Genomic DNA, 18,766 nt, shown 5'->3' on the forward strand with positions numbered 1-18,766 from the left:
CATGCCGGACAACGGCTACGACCGCGCCGCGGTCGAGAAGGTACTCGCGAAGGTGCGGGCGGAGGGGCGGTCGTCGCTCACCGCACCGGAGGGCAAGCGGGTCTGCGACGCCTACGGGATCGCGACCCCGGCCGAGGCGCTGGCGAAGTCGTCGGAGGGCGCCGTCGCGTTCGCGGAGGAGATCGGCTACCCGGTCGTGCTCAAGATCGTGTCGCCGGACATCCTGCACAAGACCGAGGCCGGCGGTGTGCTGGTGGGGCTGCGCACCGCCGCCGAGGTCGCCGAGGGCTACCGCACGATCATCCACAACGCCAGGAACTACAAGGCCGACGCCGACGTCACCGGCGTCCAGGTGCAGCAGCAGCTGCCCACCGGCAAGGACGTCCACGAGGTGATCGTGGGCGCGGTCAGCGACGAGACGTTCGGCAAGATCGTCGCGTTCGGCCTGGGCGGCGTCCTGGTGGAGGTGCTCAAGGACGTCACGTTCCGGCTGGCGCCGACGAGCAGGGACGAGGCGCTCTCGATGGTCAACGGCATCGCGGCCGCCGAGATCCTGCGCGGTATCCGCGGCGCACAGGGTGTCGACGCGGACAAGGTCGCCGACCTGATCAGCCGGGTGTCCGACCTCGTGTCCGACTTCCCGCAGCTCGCGGAGGTCGACCTCAACCCGGTGCTCGCGACCCCGGACGGCGCGACCGCCGTCGACGTGCGGATCCTCGTCGACGACAACGCCGCGAAGGAGCCGCACCGGTTCACCCAGGACGAGATCCTCGCCTCGATGAACCGGATCATGAAGCCGGCCGCCGTCGCCGTGATCGGTGCCTCGAACGAAGAGGGCAAGATCGGCAACTCGGTGATGAAGAACCTCGTCAACGGTGGCTTCGGCGGGGAGATCCACCCGATCAACCCCAAGGCGGACGAGATCCTCGACCGCAAGGCGTTCGCGAGCATCTCCGACGTCCCCGGCGACATCGACGTGGCAGTCTTCGCGATCCCCGCGAAGTTCGTCCCGGCGGCGTTGGAGGAGGTCGGCAAGAAGGGCGTCGCCGGCGCGATCATGATCCCCTCCGGCTTCGGCGAGACGGGCAACGTCGAGCTGCAGAACGAGATCGTGGAGATCGCGCGCAGGCACGGCGTCCGCATCCTCGGTCCGAACATCTACGGCTACTACTACACGCCCGAAAACCTCTCGGCGACGTTCTGCACGCCGTACGACGTCAAGGGCGGAGTGGCGCTTTCCTCGCAAAGCGGCGGAATCGGCATGGCGATCCTCGGGTTCAGCCGGTCCGCGGGCATGGGTGTCTCGGCGATCGTGGGCGTCGGCAACAAGGCCGACATCGACGAGGACGACCTGCTGACGTTCTTCGAGTCCGACCCGAACACCCAGCTCGTCGCGATGCACCTGGAAGACCTCAAGGACGGCCGTTCCTTCGCGGAAACGGCGAAACGCGTCTCGGAGAAGAAACCGGTCGTCGTGCTCAAGGCGGGCCGGACGGACCAGGGCGCGAAAGCCGCGAGCTCGCACACCGGCGCACTCGCGGGCAACGACCGCGTCTACGACGACATCCTGCGCCAGAGCGGCGTGATCCGCGCACCCGGCCTGAACGACCTGCTGGAGTACGCGCGCGGCATCCCGCTGCTGGCCACGCCCAAGGGCGAGAACGTCGTCATCATCACCGGCGCCGGCGGCTCCGGGGTGCTGCTGTCGGACGCCTGTGTGGACAACGGGTTGTCGCTGATGGAGATCCCGGGCGACCTCGACGAGGCGTTCCGGAAGTTCATCCCGCCGTTCGGGGCAGCGGGCAACCCCATCGACATCACCGGCGGCGAACCGCCGTCGACCTACCGCAACACGATCGCGCTCGGCCTCGCCGACGAGCGCATCCACTCGTTGATCCTGGGCTACTGGCACACCATCGTCACACCGCCGATGGTGTTCGCGAAGCTCGTGGTCGACGTCGTGGAGGAGTACCGGGCGCACGGCATCCACAAGCCCGTCGTCGCCTCGCTCGCGGGTGACGTCGAGGTCGAGGAGGCCAGCGAGCACCTGTACCGCAACGGGGTGGTTGCGTATCCGTACACAACGGAGAAGCCTGTCGCAGTACTGGGTGCCAAGTACCGGTGGGCCCGTGCTGCCGGCTTGCTGTAGCTGAGTCGTGAGTGGTCGTGGTCCCTTCCCGAGGCCACGACCACTCCTCGACTTTTGTGCAAGGAAAGGATGGCCCGTCCGCGACCGTGACACGCCCACGGTCGCGAACCCGCCAGGGAGGTCAACGAAGACAGCCGGTCCTCTGGAGGTTGTTAACCGTGGATGATCCAAATCTGGTCGCCCGCACGGACGTGTCGGCTCCGCCCGACAAGGAGCGCGTCTGGCCCGCGGGACGGCTGGAAGCGATGCCCATCAGGAAACTGCCCGACGCGCCACCGTCGATCCACCTGCTGGGCCCCACCGTCTTCCTGGTGGCACTCGGCGTGGGCATGGGCGAGGCCTACATGTGGCCCCGGCTCGTGCTGTTGTTCGGGCCGGACATCCGATGGCTCTTCCTGATCGGCGTGACCCTGCAGGCCGTCGTCATGCTGGAGATGGCCCGGTACGCCATGGCGACGGGCGAGAGCATCTTCTTCGGCGCGGCACGCGTGTTCAAGCCGATCATGTGGTTCTTCTTCATCGTGGCCATGGCCGTCTACATCTGGCCGGGTCACCTCTCCGCCGGCGCGGCGGCGCTCGAGCGGATCACCGGCATACCGTGGGCGATCTCGGCCTGTGTCGGCCTGGTCCTCGTCGGGGTGCTGTTCAGCCTGGCGAAGGTCATCTACAACCTGCTGGAGAACCTGCTGTCCATCCTGATCGGCGTGCTGGTCGTCAGCACCGCCGTGGTGGCGGCGATGGTGGGCACCTGGCAGGACCTCGTCACCACCGTGACGGGCATGTTCCAGTTCGGGTACCTGCCGGCCGAGGCCCTGTCGGCGACCTGGTTCCCGGTCATCGTCGGCTCCATCGCGTTCGCCGGCCCGTCCGGCATGCAGCAGATGTGGTACACGCTGCACCTGCGCGACAGCGGCGCCGGCATGGGCGCGCACATCCCCAAGGTGCGCGGGTTGCGGCACGCGGGCAAGGAAGAGGAGATGCCCAGCCGCGGCTTCATGTTCGACACCTCCGACCCCGCGGAGATGGCGAAGTGGAAGGGCTGGCGGCGCTGGGTCACGTTCGACGCGCTGCTGCTGTTCTGGGGCATCACGATGCTCGTCACCATCTCGTTCACCGTGCTGGCGCAGGCGGCGAACCGGGAGAGCCCGAACGTCAAGGCGCTGATCGAGGCGGGCGAACGGGAAGCGGCGCTCAACGGCATGTCGGACGCGTTCGCCTCGGCGGGCGGGCCGGTGCTGGGCGCGGTGTTCCTCGGGTTCATCGCGTTGATCGGCCTCAACGCCACGCTGGGCCTGTTCGACTCGTTCTCCCGTGGCCAGGCCGACATGGCCTACCACTTCGTGCCCGGCGCGAAGCGGTTCGGCATGTCGCACCTCTACGCGGGCTTCCTGTGGGGCGTCATCACGTTCGGCATCATCATCCTGTTGTGGGGACCGGCGGAGGGACCGGGAGCGATCCTCGACGTCCTCGCGTTCCTGTCGACGTTCGCGATGGGTGCCTACTGCGTGGTGCTGCTGCTCGTGAACAACCGGATGCTGCCCAAACCCATCCGGCCCAAGCTGATCACGAACATCATCATCGGGCTGGGGGCGTTCTTCTACCTCGGGATGCTGTTCTACAGCCTGGTCCGCTTCGGGGTGGTGGTCGACTGATGGAGACTCGAGAAGCGATCCCAGGGGCGGCGGTGGGTCTTGCCGCCGGTGTGGTCGCGGGTGGGCTGGCGGCCTTGGTCGGCCAGCCCCTCTCGTGGGCCGCGGTCACGATGTTCGCGCTCGGCGTGCCGCTCGCGGTGCTCGGTGGTGGTCTCGGCCTGCTCATGGCCACGGGCCGGCTGCCGCGCGGGCGGTTCGCCCCCGTCGCGCTGTTCTGGCTCGTGGGCTTCCCGCTCGCCAGGCTGGTGCACGAGATCTCGGTGGGCCTGGTGCTCACCGGCCAGTTCCGGTTGCCCGCCGACCTGGCCGGTTTCCTCGCCTACCAGGGCCTCGTGAGCATGGGGTGGGCGATCGGTTTCCTGTGGCTGCACGAACGGATCGCCCAACGCATGCGCGCGACCGCGGTCGCCACGACGTCCCGCTGACCTTCCGCCGGAGGAGCGAGAATGCTGGATCTTCCCGTCTGGGTGTGGATCGCGACGCTGGGCGGCATCGCCGCCATCATCGCGTTCGACTTCTACCTGGTTGTCCGAAAGCCGCACGAACCGTCGTTCCGCGAGTCGCTGTACTGGGTGCTCTTCTACGTCGGCCTGGCCGTCCTGTTCGGACTCGGCGTCACGGTGTTCGCCGGGCCCGGCCACGGCGGTGAGTTCTTCGCCGGCTGGATCACCGAGTACTCGCTGAGCGTCGACAACCTGTTCGTGTTCGTGATCATCATGGCCAGGTTCGCCGTGCCGCGGGAGTACCGGCAGAAGGTGCTCATCGTCGGAATCATCCTGGCCCTGTTGCTGCGAGCCGTGTTCATCGCACTCGGAGCTCAGGCGATCTCACGGTTCGACTGGCTGTTCTACTTCTTCGGCGCCTTCCTCATCTTCACCGCGTGGAAGCTGCTGAAGCAGGACGACGCCGAGGAGGCCGACGTCCCGGAGAACGCCGCTCTGCGAGCGGTGAAGAAGTTCCTGCCGGCGACGACGGTCTACCACGGTGCCTCGCTGACGACGCGCATCGACGGCAAGCGCGTGGTCACGCCCATGCTGATCGTCATGGTCGCGGTCGGCACCACGGACCTGCTGTTCGCGGTCGACTCGATCCCGGCGATCTTCGGGCTCACCAAGGAGCCGTACCTGGTGCTCACCGCCAACGCGTTCGCGTTGATGGGCCTGCGCCAGCTCTTCTTCCTGGTGGGCGGTCTGCTGGACCGCCTGGTGCACCTGAGCAAGGGCCTCGCGGTGGTGCTCGCGTTCATCGGGTTCAAGCTCATCTTCGAGGCGCTGCACCACCACGGCGTCTCGTGGGCTCCGGAGATCCCGATCGTGGTGTCGCTCGCCGTCATCGTGACGACGCTCGCGATCACCACGGTGTGGAGCCTGCACACCTCGCGGCGGGCGGCGAGGTCCGCTGTCGAGGGTGCGGAGAGCGCGCAGCTGACCGACGACAGGCCGGTCAGGGGCAGTCAGCCGTGAATCGTGTGGCCCTCGGCGCCCTTGCCCTGCGAGTCGGGGCGGAGCGTCTTGGCCACGGCCGCGACGGCCTCGGTGTCCTTGCGCTGCTCGTGCAGAGCGGTCGCGAGCCCGAGGCCGAACGCGCGGCCGTCGGCGGAGGCACCCTGGCGCGGCTCGGTCAGGGCACGCGCGAACTTGGTCCAGCGGGACATGGTCTTCCTTCTCTCCCTGTCGGTGGTGGCACTGCCGGTGGTGGCTCCCGAGGCGCGCAGAAGCCCATCAGGCACTGTCGCACGGGAAGAACGGGGGTGCGGCTGGGGTCCTGTCCACTGGGTACCCACTCGGGGTCCTCGTCGACCCCACCCCTGTCGCGATTCAGCATACTGCGTTTTGTATGCAATCGGCCGCCACCGTGTCGCGGATCACCCCTTCGGTACCAAATGACCGTTTCGGGTGATGTGGGGCGAACGCTCAGTCGCCCTCCGTGGTCTCGGGCGTCTTCCGGTCGTGGTAGGTCTGGCGGGTCTGCTCCGCGTGGCGGTGCATGACCTCGCCGGCCCGTTCCGCGTCACCGTCCGCGATGGCCTCGATCAGCTCGGCGTGCTCGTTCCACGAGTCGCGGCTGCGCGGGCGGGCGATCGGGGTGTAGTACCAGCGCACCCGGCGGTCGACGAGCCCGATCATCTCGGACAGGACCTTGTTGCGGCCGATCGCCGCGACGGCCGCGTGCAGGTTGGCGTTCGCCTCGACCAGGCGATCCACGTCGGCCGTGGCCAGCGCGTCCTCACCGGCCTTCTGCAGCTTCTTCAGCTGCTTCACGTCACCGGCGGTCGCGTGTTCGGCGGCGAGCTTGGCCGAGTAGGTTTCCAGCACGCTGCGCACCGCGAGCAGCTGGTCGGCCTCCTCCTCGGTCGGGGTGTGCACGAAGGCGCCCTGGGCGGGACGCAGGTCCACCCAGCCGTCGGTCTGCAGTCGCTGCAGGGCTTCGCGGACGGGCTGGCGGCTCACGCCGAGGTACTCGGCCAGCTCGGCCTCGACCAGGTGCTGGCCGGGTTCGAGGGTGCGGTTCACGATGAGCTCGAGCAGGGCGTCGTAGACGGCCTGTCGCAGTGGCGCCGGACGTTCGACACGGCGGCTGGCTGCGGCGCTGAGAGGGCCGCGGGCCGCCCGGCGGCCACTGGGCAAAGTGGTCATGTCGGGAAATATACAGCTTTTCGTATGCAAAAAGCACTTCTAGAGCAGTAGGTGTGTTGCGAGTATACTGTATGCAATCTTGGACGAGCGGGGCGCTGACATGAAGATCGCTGTTCTCGGAGCCGGGGCGATCGGTGCCTACGTCGGTGCGGCTTTGCACCGTGGGGGCGTCGAGGTCCACCTGATCGCACGCGGAGCTCATCTTGCCGCCATGCGGCAGCACGGGGTGCAGGTGCTCAGTCCCAGGGGCGATTTCACCGCGCATCCGCACGCGACCGACGACCCCGCCGAGGTGGGTGAGGTCGACTACGTGTTCCTCGGGCTGAAGGCGTACTCGTACGCGTCGTCCGGGGACCTGCTGGCCCCGCTGCTGGGGCCCACGACCGCCGTGATCGCGGCGCAGAACGGGATCCCGTGGTGGTACTTCCACGGCCTGGCCGGGCATCCGCTGGAAGGACAGCGGATCGAGGCCGTCGACCCCGGTGGCTCGGTCACCGCGGTGCTGCCGATGGAACGGGCCATCGGCTGCGTTGTCTACTGCTCCACGGAGATCGAGTCGCCGGGCGTGGTCCGGCACCTCGAAGGCACCCGGTTCTCCATCGGAGAGCCGGACCGGTCGATCTCGCCGCGCTGCGTGGCGCTGAGCGAGGCGATGGTCGCCGGCGGGCTGAAGTGCCCGGTGGAGAAGGACGTCCGCGAGGACATCTGGATCAAGTTGATGGGCAACGTGGCGTTCAACCCGTTGAGCGCCCTGACCCGCGCGACGATGGTGGAGATCTGCGACCACACCGACAGCCGCGACCTGGTGGCGTCGATGATGGCGGAGACCCTCACCATCGCCCGTGCCGCGGGGTGCGACCCGCAGATCTCCATCGACAAGCGGATCGACGGGGCGCGGCGGGTCGGGCACCACAAGACGTCGATGCTGCAGGACCTGGAGGCGGGCAAGCGGCTGGAGATCGACGCGATCATCGGCGCGGTGGTGGAGATCGCCGCGCTGACCCGCGTGCCGGCACCGACGTTGCGGCACGTGTACGCGGCCATCGACCTGCTGTCACGCACGTCGTTGGTGTCGTAGTTGTTGTTGCGGCAGCTGGAGTACCTGGTCGCCTTGGCCCGCGAGCGGCACTTCGCCCGCGCGGCCGAGGCGTGCCACGTCTCGCAACCGTCGTTGTCCGCGGCGATCAGCAAGCTGGAACGGGAGCTCGGGGTGCCGGTCGTGTCCCGCGGCCGCCGGTTCGAGGGGCTGACGCCGGAGGGGGAACGGGTCCTGCTGTGGGCGCACCGCATGCTCGCCGACCGCGACGCGCTGCGGCAGGACCTCTCCCGCATGCGCGAGTCGTTGTCCGGCACCCTGCGGATCGGCGCGATCCCCACGGCGTTGCCGGCCGCGCCGCTGCTGACCACGCCGTTCTGCGAGCGTTACCCGCACGTGCGGATCACGCTGGAGTCGTTGTCGTCGCGGGAGATCACGCAGGGTCTCGACGAGTTCGAGCTCGACCTGGCCATGACCTACGTGGACGGTTCGGTGCCCGCCGTGCCGTTGTACGAGGAGCGGTACGTCCTGCTGACGCCTGCCGACGAGGAGATCGCCGGTCGCCCGGTGGCGCGCTGGGCCGACGTGGCCGCGCTGCCGCTGTGCCTGTTGACGTCGAAGATGCGCAACCGGCGGATCCTCGACGACATCTTCGCCGACGCCGGGGTGCAGCCGGTGCCGATGATCGAGGCCGACACCGTGGCGACCCTGTACGCCCACGTCGCCACCCACAAGTGGTCGAGCGTCGTCGCCCACGCCTGGCTGCAGATGTTCGGCGCGCCCGACGGCATGCGGGTGGTGCGCATCGAGAACCCGCGGCGGGTGCCGCGGATCGGGCTGGTGACGGGGGAGCAGGTGTCGATCCTGGCGCGGGCGATGCTGGGGCTGACGCGCGGGCTGGACGTGCGCGGGGTGCTGGACCGGCTGCTGCACGAGCACCTTGATAGACGCGACCTATGACGGGATAGGAACTTTCGCTTGGACGTGTCTGCCTTTGGCTCCGATGCTGGATGGCATGAAGGTTCTCTGCGTTCTCTACGACGACCCGTCCGTCCCGTTCTCCGCTGTGCGCGACGATCTGCCTTCGTTGCCCGGCTATCCCGGCGGGCAGACGCTGCCGACTCCGTCCTCTGTGGACTTCACGCCCGGTCACCTGCTCGGCAGCGTGTCCGGTGAGCTCGGCCTGCGCCGGTTCCTGGAGGCCGGCGGCCACACGCTGGTGGTGACCTCGTCCAAGGACGGCGCCGACTCGGTGTTCGACCGCGAGCTGGCCGATGCGGACGTGGTCATCTCGCAACCGTTCTGGCCCGCCTACCTGACCGCCGGGCGGTTCGCCCGTGCGCCGCGGTTGAAGCTGGCCCTGACCGCGGGGATCGGCTCGGACCACGTCGACCTGGACGCGGCAATCGCGCACGGTGTCACGGTGGCCGAGGTGACGTACTGCAACAGCATCAGCGTGGCCGAGCACGTGGTGATGTCGATCCTGAACCTGGTGCGCAACTTCGTTCCGGCGCACCAGATCGTGCGGGACGGTGGCTGGAACATCGCCGATGCCGTGTCGCGGTCCTATGACGTGGAGGGGATGCACGTCGGGACGGTGGCGGCGGGGCGGATCGGTTTGGCGGTGCTGCGCCGGTTGGCGCCGTTCGACGTTCATCTGCACTACACGGATCGACACCGGTTGCCGGCTGCGGTCGAGGAGGAGCTGGGGCTGACGTTCCACACCTCGGCCGCGGAGATGGTTCCGGTGTGCGATGTCGTGACCGTGAACGCGCCGTTGCACCCGGAGACCGAGGGGTTGTTCGACGACGCGTTGATCTCGTCGATGAAGCGGGGTGCGTACCTGGTCAACACGGCTCGGGCGCGGATCGTGGACCGGGACGCGGTGGTGCGGGGGCTGGAGAGCGGTCAGTTGGCCGGGTACGCGGGGGACGTGTGGTACCCGCAGCCGGCACCGGCCGACCACCCGTGGCGGACGATGCCGCACCACGCGATGACGCCGCACATCTCGGGGTCTTCGTTGTCGGCACAGGCGCGGTATGCGGCGGGGACGCGGGAGATCCTGGAGTCGTTCTTCGCGGGGACGCCGATCAGGGAGGAGTACCTGATCGTGGACGGCGGGAAGCTCGCGGGCACGGGTGCGCACTCGTACGCGGTCAAGAGCTGAGCTGCTGAGTTTCCCTGGGGCTTGAGCTCTGGGGGAGTGGTTGAGCATTCGGGTCGGCTCACCGCTGCCGATCACCTGGCCGGATGTCGTCGTCCGGACACGGAACCGCATCTGGGGCTAGCGCATACTGACGATTGCATACAGTATGGACGTAGGAGGTGTCGTGATGAGCAGGCGGAAGAAGACCGAGCCCTACGTGCGGCTCACCCAGCCGCTGGTGCGCGATGCGGGCGAACTGCGGCCGGCCACCTGGGACGAGGCTCTGGACCGGGCGGCCGAGGGGTTCGCGCGCAACGTGGCGAAGGGTGGGCCGGACGCGTTCGGGATGTTCTCCTGTGCCCGTGCCACCAACGAGATGAACTACATGGCCCAGAAGTTCACGAGGGCCGTTATCGGCACGAACAACGTCGACTCGTGCAACCGCACGTGTCATGCGCCCAGTGTGGCGGGGTTGGCGAAGGTCTTCGGCAGTGGTGGCGGTACCTCCTCCTACAAGGAGATCGAGGACGCCGACCTCATCGTGCTGTGGGGTTCCAACGCGCGTGAGGCGCATCCGATCTTCTTCCAGCACGTGTTGAAGGCGGTCAACAAGGGCGCGAAGCTCTACGTGGTCGACCCGCGGTTGACGAGCACCGGCAAGTGGGCGCACAAGTGGTTGCGGCTCAACGTCGGGACGGACATCCCGCTGGCGCACGCGATCGCGCGGGAGATCATCGCGTCGAACCTCACGAACATGTCGTTCATCGAGCGGGCGACCGAGGGCTTCGAGGAGTTCGTCAAGGCCGTCGAGCCGTGGACGTTGCCGGTGGCGGAGCTGGAGACGGGGGTGCCGGCCGAGCTGATCCGCGAGCTCGCGCACGCCTACGCCAAGGCCGACCGGGGACAGCTGAGCTGGACGCTGGGGATCACCGAGCACCACAACGGCACCGACAACGTGCTGAGCCTGATCAACCTGTCGCTGCTCACCGGGCAGGTCGGGCGGTACGGGGCGGGGTTGAACCCGTTGCGCGGGCAGAACAACGTCCAAGGCGGCGGGGACATGGGGGCGATCCCGGACCGCATGCCGGGGTTCCAGGACATCACCGACCCGGCCGTCGCCGCGAAGTTCAACGCCGCCTGGGGGTCGAACATCCGGCCGAAGAAGGGCTGGAACCTCACCCAGATGCTGGAGGCGATGGAACGCGGTGACATGACCACCGTGTACATCATCGGCGAGAACCCGGTGCAGTCCGAGGCCGACGCCGACCACACGATCAAGCGTCTGTCCAATCTGGACCACATCGTGGTGCAGGACATCTTCCTCACCAAGACCGCGAAGATGGCGCACGTCGTGCTGCCCGCCGCGGCCGCCTGGTGCGAGACGGACGGGACGTTCACCAACAGCGAGCGCCGGGTGCAGCGCGTGCGCAAGGCGCTCAACCCGCCCGAGGGTGCGCGCGACGACATCGAGATCATGGGTGAGATCGCCAAACGCATGGGGCACGACTGGGTGCACAAGACCGGCGAGGCCGTGTGGGACGAGCTGCGCAGCCTGTCGCCGTTGCACACCGGCATGTCCTATCAACGTCTTGAGGACCTCGGCGGCATCCAGTGGCCGTGCCCGGACGAGGACAGCCTGGAACCGAGCTTCCTGCACGCGCGGCTGTGGGAGGAGGACCCGGCCAAGCGCGGCATGCCCGCCACGTTCTCGCCGGTGCTGCACAGCCCGCCGGTCGACGAGCTGACGCCGGAGTTCCCGTTCCGGCTCACCACCGGGCGCCGGCTCGACTCCTACAACACCGGCGTGCAGTCCCACGGGTTCGAGTCGCCGCTGCGCAAGGGCGAGACGCTCGACCTGTCGCCGGAGGACGCCGTCGCCCTCGGTGTCACCGAGGGCGAGGAAGTCCAGATCACCTCACGGCGCGGGCAGATCGTCGCGCCCGTGCGGATCGACGACGGGCTCAAGCCGGGGTTGGTGTTCATGACGTTCCACTTCCCGGACGAGATCGACGTCAACACCCTCACCATCGAGGCGACCTGCCCGATCGCGGGCACGGCCGAGTACAAGGCGGCGGCCATCCGCATCGACAAGATCCCGGCGAAGGTGGGCTGAGTGGACCTCAAACTTCTCGACGTCGAGCCCTCCGAGGCCGAACGTGTCGTCGTCGACCTGTTCACCGGCATGGGCCGCGACCAGCTGCTTCCGGCGCTGCACGCGGTCAACGACCGGGTCGGCTGGATCAGCCAGGGCGCGCTCAACCACATCTGCCGCGTCCTGCACATCCCGCCGGCGGAGGCTTACGGGGTGGCGAGCTTCTACTCGTTGTTCTCGCTCTCCGAACGTCCGGCGAAGGTCGTGCACGTCTGCGTCGACCTCGCCTGCCAGGTCAACGGTGCGAAGGCGTTGTGCGACCGGCTGACCGACGAGCTCGGCCCGGCGGGGGCGAAGAGCGGCTGGCTGCGCAGCCCCTGTCTCGGGGTGTGCGAGAAGGCTCCGGTGGCACTCGCGTTCGAGGCGGGAGAGGTGGCGCGGGAACAGCTCCTCGCGCCCACCCACGCCGGTGAGGTGGTCGAGGTGGCGGCCTCGGGTCCCTCGCACGGGCACGAGGGCCGCGCGGAGGTGCCGCAGGCCGGTGACCCCGGCCTGCGGCTGCTCAAGCGGGTCGGCGTCGTCGACCCCGAGTCGCTCGACGACTACCGCGCGACCGGCGGCTACCAGGCTTTGCGCGCGGCCCTCGTGCTCGGGCCCGCCGGGGTGATCCGCGAGGTGAGCGACGCCAAGCTGGTGGGCCGCGGTGGTGCGGCGTTCCCGACCGGTCGCAAGTGGGCGGCCACCGCCGGGCAGCCGGTGCGGCCGCACTACCTGGTGTGCAACGCCGACGAGAGCGAGCCCGGCACGTTCAAGGACCGGTTGCTGATGGAGGGCGACCCGTTCGCGGTGATCGAGTCCATGACGATCGCCGGGTACGCGGCCGGCTGCTCGAAGGGCTACCTGTACCTGCGTGGCGAGTACCCGCGGGCGTTGCACCTGCTGCGCAACGCGATCGCACGGGCTCGTGAGCGCAACTTCCTGGGCGACGACATCATGGGCCAGGAGGGTTTCTCGTTCGACATCGAGATCCGGCGCGGCGCGGGTGCGTACATCTGCGGCGAGGAGACCGCGATCTTCAACTCGATCGAGGGCTTCCGCGGCGAACCGCGCTCCAAGCCGCCGTTCCCGGTGGAGTCGGGTCTCTTCGGCAAGCCGACCGTGGTCAACAACGTGGAGACGCTGGTCAACGTACCGCTGATCCTGACGGAGGGCTGCGAGGCCTACCTCCGCACGGGCACCGCGGGCTCGACCGGACCGAAGCTCTTCTGCCTGTCGGGCAACGTGAGTCGTCCGGGCGTGTACGAGGTGCCGTTCGGCACCACGCTCTCCGAGCTCCTCGACCTGGCGGGTGGCGTGCCGCCAGGCCGGGAGCTGCGAGCGGTACTGCTCGGCGGGGCGGCAGGCGGGTTCGTCCGCCCGGACGAGCTCGACCTGCCGCTCACCCTGGAGGACGCGCGGGCCGCCGGGACCACGCTCGGGTCCGGTGTCGTGCTGGTCCTCGACGACACGGCTGATCTCGGCAGCTTCCTGCTGCGGATCGCGGCGTTCTTCCGCGACGAGTCGTGCGGGCAGTGCGTGCCGTGCCGGATCGGGACCGTGCGCCAGGAGGAGGCGATGGCCCGGCTGGTGGGCAAGCGCCCGCTGAGCACCAGCGCGGCCGATCTCCAGCTGCTGCGGGAGGTCGGGCAGGTGATGCGCGACTCGTCCATCTGCGGCCTCGGGCAGACCGCCTGGAACGCCATCGAATCAGCACTCGACCGGCTCGGCTACGCGCGGGAGGCATCGTGACCATCGTCGAGATCGGGCTGCCGAAGCGGCTGGTCGAGTTCATGTTCGACGGTGAGCCGGTACGTGTGCCGGAAGGCGCGACGATCCTGGACGCCTGCACGGCGAAGGGGAAGTCGATCCCGACGCTGTGCTACGGCGACACGCTCAAGCCCGCCAACGCCTGCCGCGTCTGCATGGTCGAGGTCGAGGGGGCGCGCACGCTGGTGCCGTCGTGCTCGCGCAAGGTCGAGCCGGGCATGGTCGTGCGCACCGAGTCCGAACGCACCCAGCACAGCCGCAAGCTGGTCCTGGAGCTCCTCGGGTCCGCCACGGACCTCTCCACCACGCCGCACGTGGACGAGTGGATGTCCGCGTGCGGCGCCGACCCCTCCCGGTTCGGCCCGCCGGCTCCTCCGTCCGAGGACCGCGACCACCGCCACCCCGGCGAGCACGAGGAAACCGACGGGCAGACCGCGGCGACCGTGCGGCAACCGACCAAAGTGGACAATCCGCTGTACGTGCGCGACTACGGCAAGTGCATCATGTGCTACAAGTGCGTGGACGCGTGCGGTGACCAGTGGCAGAACAGCTTTGCGATCTCGGTGGCCGGCCGCGGGTTCGACGCGCGGATCTCCACCGAGTTCTCCACGCCGTTGCCCGACAGCGCGTGTGTCTACTGCGGCAACTGCATCGAGGTCTGCCCGACCGGGGCGCTGAGCTTCAAGCGCGAGCACGACAAGCGCGAGGACGGCACCTGGAACGAGGACGCGCAGACCCAGACCACGACCGTGTGCACGTTCTGCGGAGTGGGCTGCAATCTCACGCTGCACGTGCAGGACAACGAGATCGTGAAGGTCACGTCCCCGCACGACAGCACGGTCACGCACGGAAACCTGTGCATCAAGGGCCGGTTCGGCTGGCAGCACGTGCAGAACCGCTGAGCCCGCTCGGCGGCGACATCCCATAGGACACCGGAGGGCGCACCGATGTCGTTGATCCTGAAACCAGGCACCTCGTGGAACGACCTCTACGCGCGATGCGTCGAGATCGCACCGGAAGCCTTCCACGACGACCGGCTGCTCAACCACTTCGGCGGGAGGTGGAGCCGGTCCGGCGAGCCGGTGCCCGCCACGACCCCGGTCGACGGCTCCACCACCGCCGGTCCGCCGTTCCTCGACTTCGAGGTCGCCGGCCGCGCGGTGGTGGCCGCGGTGGACCAGCACATCGAGTGGGGCCAGGTGCCGCTGGCGGACCGCAAGGCGCGAGTCACCGAGGCGCTGGACCGGTTGCAGGAGCACCGCGACCTGCTGTCGCTGCTGCTGGTGTGGGAGATCGGCAAGCCGTGGCGGCTCGCGACGGCCGACGTGGACCGCTGCATCGAGGGCGTGCGGTGGTACGTCGAAGAGATCGACGCGATGCTGGCCGGGCGGGCGCCGTTGTCCGGGCCGGTCAGCAACATCGCGTCGTGGAACTACCCGATGAGCGTGCTGATGCACGCGATGCTGGTGCAGGCGCTGGCGGGCAACGCGGTCATCGCCAAGGCGCCGACCGACGGCGGGGTGAGCTGCCTGACGCTCGCCACGGCGCTGGCGGTGCGGTCCGGGCTGCCGTTGACGCTGGTCAGCGGCAGCGGGTCGGAACTGGCGCCGGTGCTGGTCGGGTCGTCGTTCCTGGGCTGCGTGTCGTTCGTGGGCGGCCGCGACGTCGGCGGCGCGATCGCCGCGCGGCTGGTCGACTCGCAGCGCAGGCACGTGCTGGAGCAGGAGGGCCTGAACTGCTGGGGCGTCTGGGAGTTCGACTCCTGGGACGTGCTCGGCCCGCAGATCCGCAAGGCGTTCGACTACGGCAAGCAGCGCTGCACCGCCTATCCGCGCTATGTCGTGCAACGGTCGCTGTTCTCGAAGTTCCTCGACGTGTACCTGCCCGCGGTGAAGGAGGTCAGGTTCGGGCACCCGCTCGCCGTCGCCTCGCCGGACGACGCGCTGCCCGAGCTGGACTTCGGGCCGTTGATCAACGACGCGAAGGCCAAGGAGCTCGCCGACGTCGTGGACGAGGCGATCAAGGCCGGTGGTGTGCCGATCTACCAGGGCTCGGTCGACTCCGGCCGGTTCCTGCCGGGGCAGCAGACCGCCGCGTACCTGGCGCCGGTCGCGATCCTCGACCCGCCGCGGTCGTCGGTGCTGCACCACGCGGAACCGTTCGGGCCGGTCGACACGATCGTCCTGGTGGACACCGAGGCCGAGCTGCTGGCCGCGATGAACGCTTCCAACGGTGCCCTGGTCGCGTCGCTGGCCTGTGACGACGAGGCGACGGCCCGCCGGCTGAGCGCGGACGTCCAGGCGTTCAAGGTGGGCATCAACAAGCCGCGCTCGCGGGGTGACCGCGACGAGGTGTTCGGTGGCCGGGGTGCGTCCTGGCGCGGAGCGTTCGTAGGAGGTTCGTTGCTGGTGCACGCCGTGACCGAAGGGCCACCGGGAGAACGCCCCTACGGCAACTTCCCGTCCTACTCGCTCTACCCGCCGACGTGACCTACCGGGCGGACCTGCTCCGCATCGTGCAGAACGTGGTCGAGCCGAACGCGGCCGACGTCGACCAGAACGCCCGGTTCCCGCGCGCGGCCCTGAACGCCTTCGGGTCGCGCGGGATCCTGGGCATGACGATCTCGCGTGCCGCCGGCGGTGGCGGGCAGGACCTCCGCTCGGCCGGCCGGGTGGTCGAGCACGTCGCACGTGCCTGTGGCGCAACGGCCGCGGTGCTGCGTTCGCACTACTCGGCCGCGGCCGTGGTCGACCGGTGCGGCCCGCACCGGTTGCGCGCGAGATCGCGGCCGGGCGGCACCTGTCGACGCTGGCGGCGTTCGGGCCGTCGGGCAGCACGTCCGTGCAGGGCGACGTCGTGCAGCTGCGGGCGCGCAAGAACTGGGTGGTCGCGGCAGGCGAAGCTGACAGCTATGTCTGGTCGGTGGGCTCGGCGCTGTGGCTGGTGCCCGCGAACGCGCCGGGCCTGCTGGTCCCCGCCGACCACGCCGGGATGGGTCTGCGCGGCACGGTCGCCGCCTCTGTGCAGGCCGATCCGGTGCGGGTGCCGGCGTCGAACGAGCTGGGGCCGGAGGAGATCGCGCACCCGTGGTTCCTCGTGCTGGGCGGCGCGGTGTCGCTCGGCCTGATGGAGGGAGCACTCGGGGCGGCGCTGCGCCACCTCGGCGGCACCGACCCGCGCACCAAGGCCGATCTGGCGCGGATGCGGCTGCGCACCGACTCGGTGCGGGTGCTCTACCACGACGCCATCTCCGCCGTGACGTGGCAGCCGGACCGGTCCGCGCACCGAGTGCGGTTGCTGGCGGTGGCGGCGTCGGAAGCGGCCGTGGCGGTGACCGACCTGGCGATGAAGGTGTGCGGTGACGCGGCTTTCCGGCGCGACCTCGGTCTGGAACGCCGGTTCCGGGACGCGCGGGCGGCCGCGGCGATCGAACCGACGGTCGACACGTTGCTGGAATCGGTGGAGGTGCACGCGCGGCCGTGAGCCGTCACCGCCGCTTTCCCAGGTTCGGCCGTTACCTGCGGATCGCCTGAGGACGCAGGTAGGTCTCCACGACCACCTCGACCACCTGGCTGGACGGAACTTCCACCGATACCGGGGCGCCGCGGCCCAGGCGCAGCACGACGTCCCGGTAGCGCAGCACGCCGTCGGCCGGGCGCAACGGGTCCAGGTCCACCGCGCCGCAGAAGAGGTCGGCGTGCAGGACGGCGACGCGGTCCGGCAGCGCGTCCGGGGTCAGCTGCCCGAGGTGCAGGACGTCGACCACCGTACCCGCGCGGCGCAGGCGGAGCTCGTCGTGCTCCTGGTCGTGGAAGACCTCCAACGCGTCCGGGGTGTGGTCGGCCCAGCGCGGGTCCTCGCCGGCCTCGGACCGGCCGAGCAGCGGGTGCAGGTCCTCGGTCCGCCCCTTGACCGGGCGGTACTCGGTGAAGCCGCGCGGGAACGCACCGTCCAAAGTGGTCCGGACGGTGGCATGCGCCTCTGGCGGCAGCATGTCCAGGTACGGGGCGGCGGCCCGGCCGAAGCCGGCCTGCACGTCGTCGACCACCAGGCCGTCCGGCGTGGGCCTGGTGACGAACGAGTACGACAGCGGACGGGCCTTCGTCCACGCGGGCAGCAGGTCGGTTGCGGCCGAGACGGCCTCGTCGGTGATCACGCCGCCGGCCACCAGGTCGGCCACCTGGGCACGGCTGGCGCCGAGGCCGCCGGACGGCGTGCCCGCGAGCGACTCGCGCAGCAGGGGTGCGCAGGCGGCGAGGCGGCGGCACCGCCGTGGCCGAACTCCACGACGAACCGGTCCCGCAGGTCGCGGCGCACCGCGAGGCCCCGGTCGAAGAGCATGAGCAACGGCGTCAGGTCCGCGAGTGACCGCACGCCGTCGTACCCGTGTGCCCGGCCGAGGCGGACCGGTTGCGGCAGCAGGGACACCTCGTGCACCGGCGGGACGCCGTCGAGCTCGGCCCCGGTCAGCTCACCCAGCTCCCGCCAGGCCGCCGACAGGCTCGTCATCGCGGCCGGCCGGGACGCCGCGGCAGGTCCGCGAACGCCGCGGTGTCGCGGTGGATCGCCAGCAGCCGGTCCGCGAGGTGCCCGCGGCCGGTGTCGCGCAGCCATCCGGCGAGCGCGAGGCACGGAGCGGGGTGCTGCGGGTGCACCGGCAACACCGGGACCAGCAGCCTGATGTTGAGCAGCAACGCCACGGACGAGTGCGCGCGCTCGGACTCCTCGTCGGGCAACCGGGTGGCGAGCACGCTGGCGAGCTCGGCCGGGCTGATCCCCTTGGGGTTGGCGGCGGTGAGGCCGACGAGGAACCGCAGCGCCGGGCTCGTGGCCAGCTCGACGTCCTCCTCGACGCCCGCGCAGCCCGGCACGTCGCGGCGGAACCGCAGGCGGCCGTCGACCTCGTGGACGTCGGCGGCGAGGCGGTGCGGGTGGTCGAAGAGCGAGCCGGCGAGCACCGCGGCGACCAGGCGGCTCACAGCAGCTGGTTCACCCGCGAGACGGACGCCGGCGCGTCCACCGGGGCGGCGCGTCGGGGACCAGGTGGCCCAGCCCACCGCCGGTGCCGCGGCAGCATCGGGGCGGCTGAGGCGCACGAGTGCGTAGGGCGCTGGTTCCGCCCGCAGCGGACCGGTCATGCGGCCGGCGCCGGGCGGACGGGCGAGAGGTCCTTCATGGGTTGTCCCTTCGCGAGAACGCCAAGCCGTTCGCGAAGGATCGAAGAACGCGGTGGACGTGCCCTGGAGCCC

General features: G+C 69.7%; 17 protein-coding genes and 1 pseudogene. 13 read left to right on the forward strand and 5 right to left on the reverse strand.

From position 1 onward, the window contains the following. Position 1 precedes the first annotated feature (1 nt). The 4 genes from BBK82_RS32340 to BBK82_RS32355 all read left to right on the forward strand — a co-directional run bounded on the left by BBK82_RS32340 (position 2) and on the right by BBK82_RS32355 (position 5,264). A complete protein-coding gene (locus tag BBK82_RS32340; RefSeq protein WP_065918375.1) occupies positions 2-2,149 on the forward strand; it encodes an acetate--CoA ligase family protein in 2,148 nt (715 codons plus the stop codon). Positions 2,150-2,307: 158 nt separating this feature from the next. Next, positions 2,308-3,801, forward strand: a complete 1,494-nt coding sequence (locus tag BBK82_RS32345) for an Nramp family divalent metal transporter (protein ID WP_237047692.1) — start codon at positions 2,308-2,310, stop codon at positions 3,799-3,801. Beyond that, on the forward strand, positions 3,801-4,226 hold the full coding sequence (locus BBK82_RS32350) for a hypothetical protein (RefSeq protein ID WP_154697622.1): 426 nt from the start codon (positions 3,801-3,803) through the stop codon (positions 4,224-4,226). The genes BBK82_RS32345 and BBK82_RS32350 overlap by 1 nt, the downstream gene beginning before the upstream one ends. A 24-nt stretch (positions 4,227-4,250) precedes the next feature. Beyond that, positions 4,251-5,264, forward strand: coding sequence for a TerC family protein (locus BBK82_RS32355; RefSeq protein WP_065921514.1), 1,014 nt, complete (start codon positions 4,251-4,253; stop codon positions 5,262-5,264). On the opposite strand, the gene BBK82_RS32360 is transcribed toward BBK82_RS32355, so the two are convergent. Together BBK82_RS32360 and BBK82_RS32365 are read right to left on the reverse strand one after the other, a co-directional pair. Beyond that, positions 5,255-5,455, reverse strand: a complete 201-nt coding sequence (locus tag BBK82_RS32360; RefSeq protein ID WP_065918377.1) for a hypothetical protein — start codon at positions 5,453-5,455, stop codon at positions 5,255-5,257. The two genes, BBK82_RS32355 and BBK82_RS32360, sit on opposite strands and share 10 nt — an antisense overlap. Before the next feature lie 259 nt (positions 5,456-5,714). Next, on the reverse strand, positions 5,715-6,437 hold the full coding sequence (locus BBK82_RS32365) for a GntR family transcriptional regulator (protein ID WP_065918378.1): 723 nt from the start codon (positions 6,435-6,437) through the stop codon (positions 5,715-5,717). A 100-nt stretch (positions 6,438-6,537) separates the two neighbouring features. Here BBK82_RS32365 and BBK82_RS32370 point away from each other — a divergent pair, with 100 nt between their 5' ends. The 9 genes and pseudogenes from BBK82_RS32370 to BBK82_RS54680 all read left to right on the forward strand — a co-directional run bounded on the left by BBK82_RS32370 (position 6,538) and on the right by BBK82_RS54680 (position 17,000). Next, positions 6,538-7,515 (forward strand): 2-dehydropantoate 2-reductase, encoded by a 978-nt coding sequence (locus BBK82_RS32370; protein ID WP_065918379.1) that lies wholly within the window; start codon positions 6,538-6,540, stop codon positions 7,513-7,515. Beyond that, on the forward strand, positions 7,516-8,433 hold the full coding sequence (locus BBK82_RS32375; RefSeq protein WP_065918380.1) for a LysR family transcriptional regulator: 918 nt from the start codon (positions 7,516-7,518) through the stop codon (positions 8,431-8,433). A gap of 55 nt (positions 8,434-8,488) precedes the next feature. Then, positions 8,489-9,640 carry an NAD-dependent formate dehydrogenase gene (locus BBK82_RS32380; RefSeq protein WP_065921515.1) on the forward strand — a complete coding sequence of 384 codons (1,152 nt, stop codon included), beginning with the start codon at positions 8,489-8,491 and terminating at the stop codon, positions 9,638-9,640. Positions 9,641-9,806: 166 nt separating this feature from the next. Further along, positions 9,807-11,732: a molybdopterin oxidoreductase family protein gene (locus BBK82_RS32385; protein WP_065918381.1), complete on the forward strand. Its 1,926-nt coding sequence runs from the start codon at positions 9,807-9,809 to the stop codon at positions 11,730-11,732. Continuing rightward, positions 11,733-13,499 (forward strand): NAD(P)H-dependent oxidoreductase subunit E, encoded by a 1,767-nt coding sequence (locus BBK82_RS32390; protein WP_065918382.1) that lies wholly within the window; start codon positions 11,733-11,735, stop codon positions 13,497-13,499. It abuts the gene before it with no gap. Then, entirely contained in the window at positions 13,496-14,419 is a 924-nt protein-coding gene (locus tag BBK82_RS32395) for a 2Fe-2S iron-sulfur cluster-binding protein (RefSeq protein WP_154697623.1), read from the forward strand. Before BBK82_RS32390 ends, BBK82_RS32395 begins: the two co-directional genes overlap by 4 nt. A gap of 45 nt (positions 14,420-14,464) precedes the next feature. After that, positions 14,465-16,006 carry an aldehyde dehydrogenase family protein gene (locus tag BBK82_RS32400; RefSeq protein ID WP_065918383.1) on the forward strand — a complete coding sequence of 514 codons (1,542 nt, stop codon included), beginning with the start codon at positions 14,465-14,467 and terminating at the stop codon, positions 16,004-16,006. A gap of 35 nt (positions 16,007-16,041) precedes the next feature. After that, positions 16,042-16,239: pseudogene (locus BBK82_RS56880) on the forward strand (acyl-CoA dehydrogenase family protein); the annotation flags it as partial. Positions 16,240-16,271: 32 nt separating this feature from the next. Continuing rightward, positions 16,272-17,000 (forward strand): acyl-CoA dehydrogenase family protein, encoded by a 729-nt coding sequence (locus tag BBK82_RS54680; RefSeq protein ID WP_154697624.1) that lies wholly within the window; start codon positions 16,272-16,274, stop codon positions 16,998-17,000. 31 nt (positions 17,001-17,031) lie between these two features. Here BBK82_RS54680 and BBK82_RS32410 read toward each other — a convergent pair whose 3' ends face one another. Genes BBK82_RS32410 through BBK82_RS32420 form a run of 3 tightly spaced genes read right to left on the reverse strand, consistent with a single transcriptional unit; the run spans position 17,032 to position 18,655 of the window. Next, positions 17,032-17,697: a hypothetical protein gene (locus BBK82_RS32410; RefSeq protein WP_065918384.1), complete on the reverse strand. Its 666-nt coding sequence runs from the start codon at positions 17,695-17,697 to the stop codon at positions 17,032-17,034. Beyond that, positions 17,670-18,026: a hypothetical protein gene (locus tag BBK82_RS32415; RefSeq protein ID WP_065918385.1), complete on the reverse strand. Its 357-nt coding sequence runs from the start codon at positions 18,024-18,026 to the stop codon at positions 17,670-17,672. Before BBK82_RS32415 ends, BBK82_RS32410 begins: the two co-directional genes overlap by 28 nt. Continuing rightward, positions 18,023-18,655: a lantibiotic dehydratase gene (locus tag BBK82_RS32420; protein ID WP_154697625.1), complete on the reverse strand. Its 633-nt coding sequence runs from the start codon at positions 18,653-18,655 to the stop codon at positions 18,023-18,025. The genes BBK82_RS32415 and BBK82_RS32420 overlap by 4 nt, the downstream gene beginning before the upstream one ends. Positions 18,656-18,766: the final 111 nt, after the last annotated feature.

The organism is Lentzea guizhouensis, from assembly GCF_001701025.1.
Taxonomy (GTDB): Bacteria; Actinomycetota; Actinomycetes; order Mycobacteriales; family Pseudonocardiaceae; genus Lentzea; species Lentzea guizhouensis.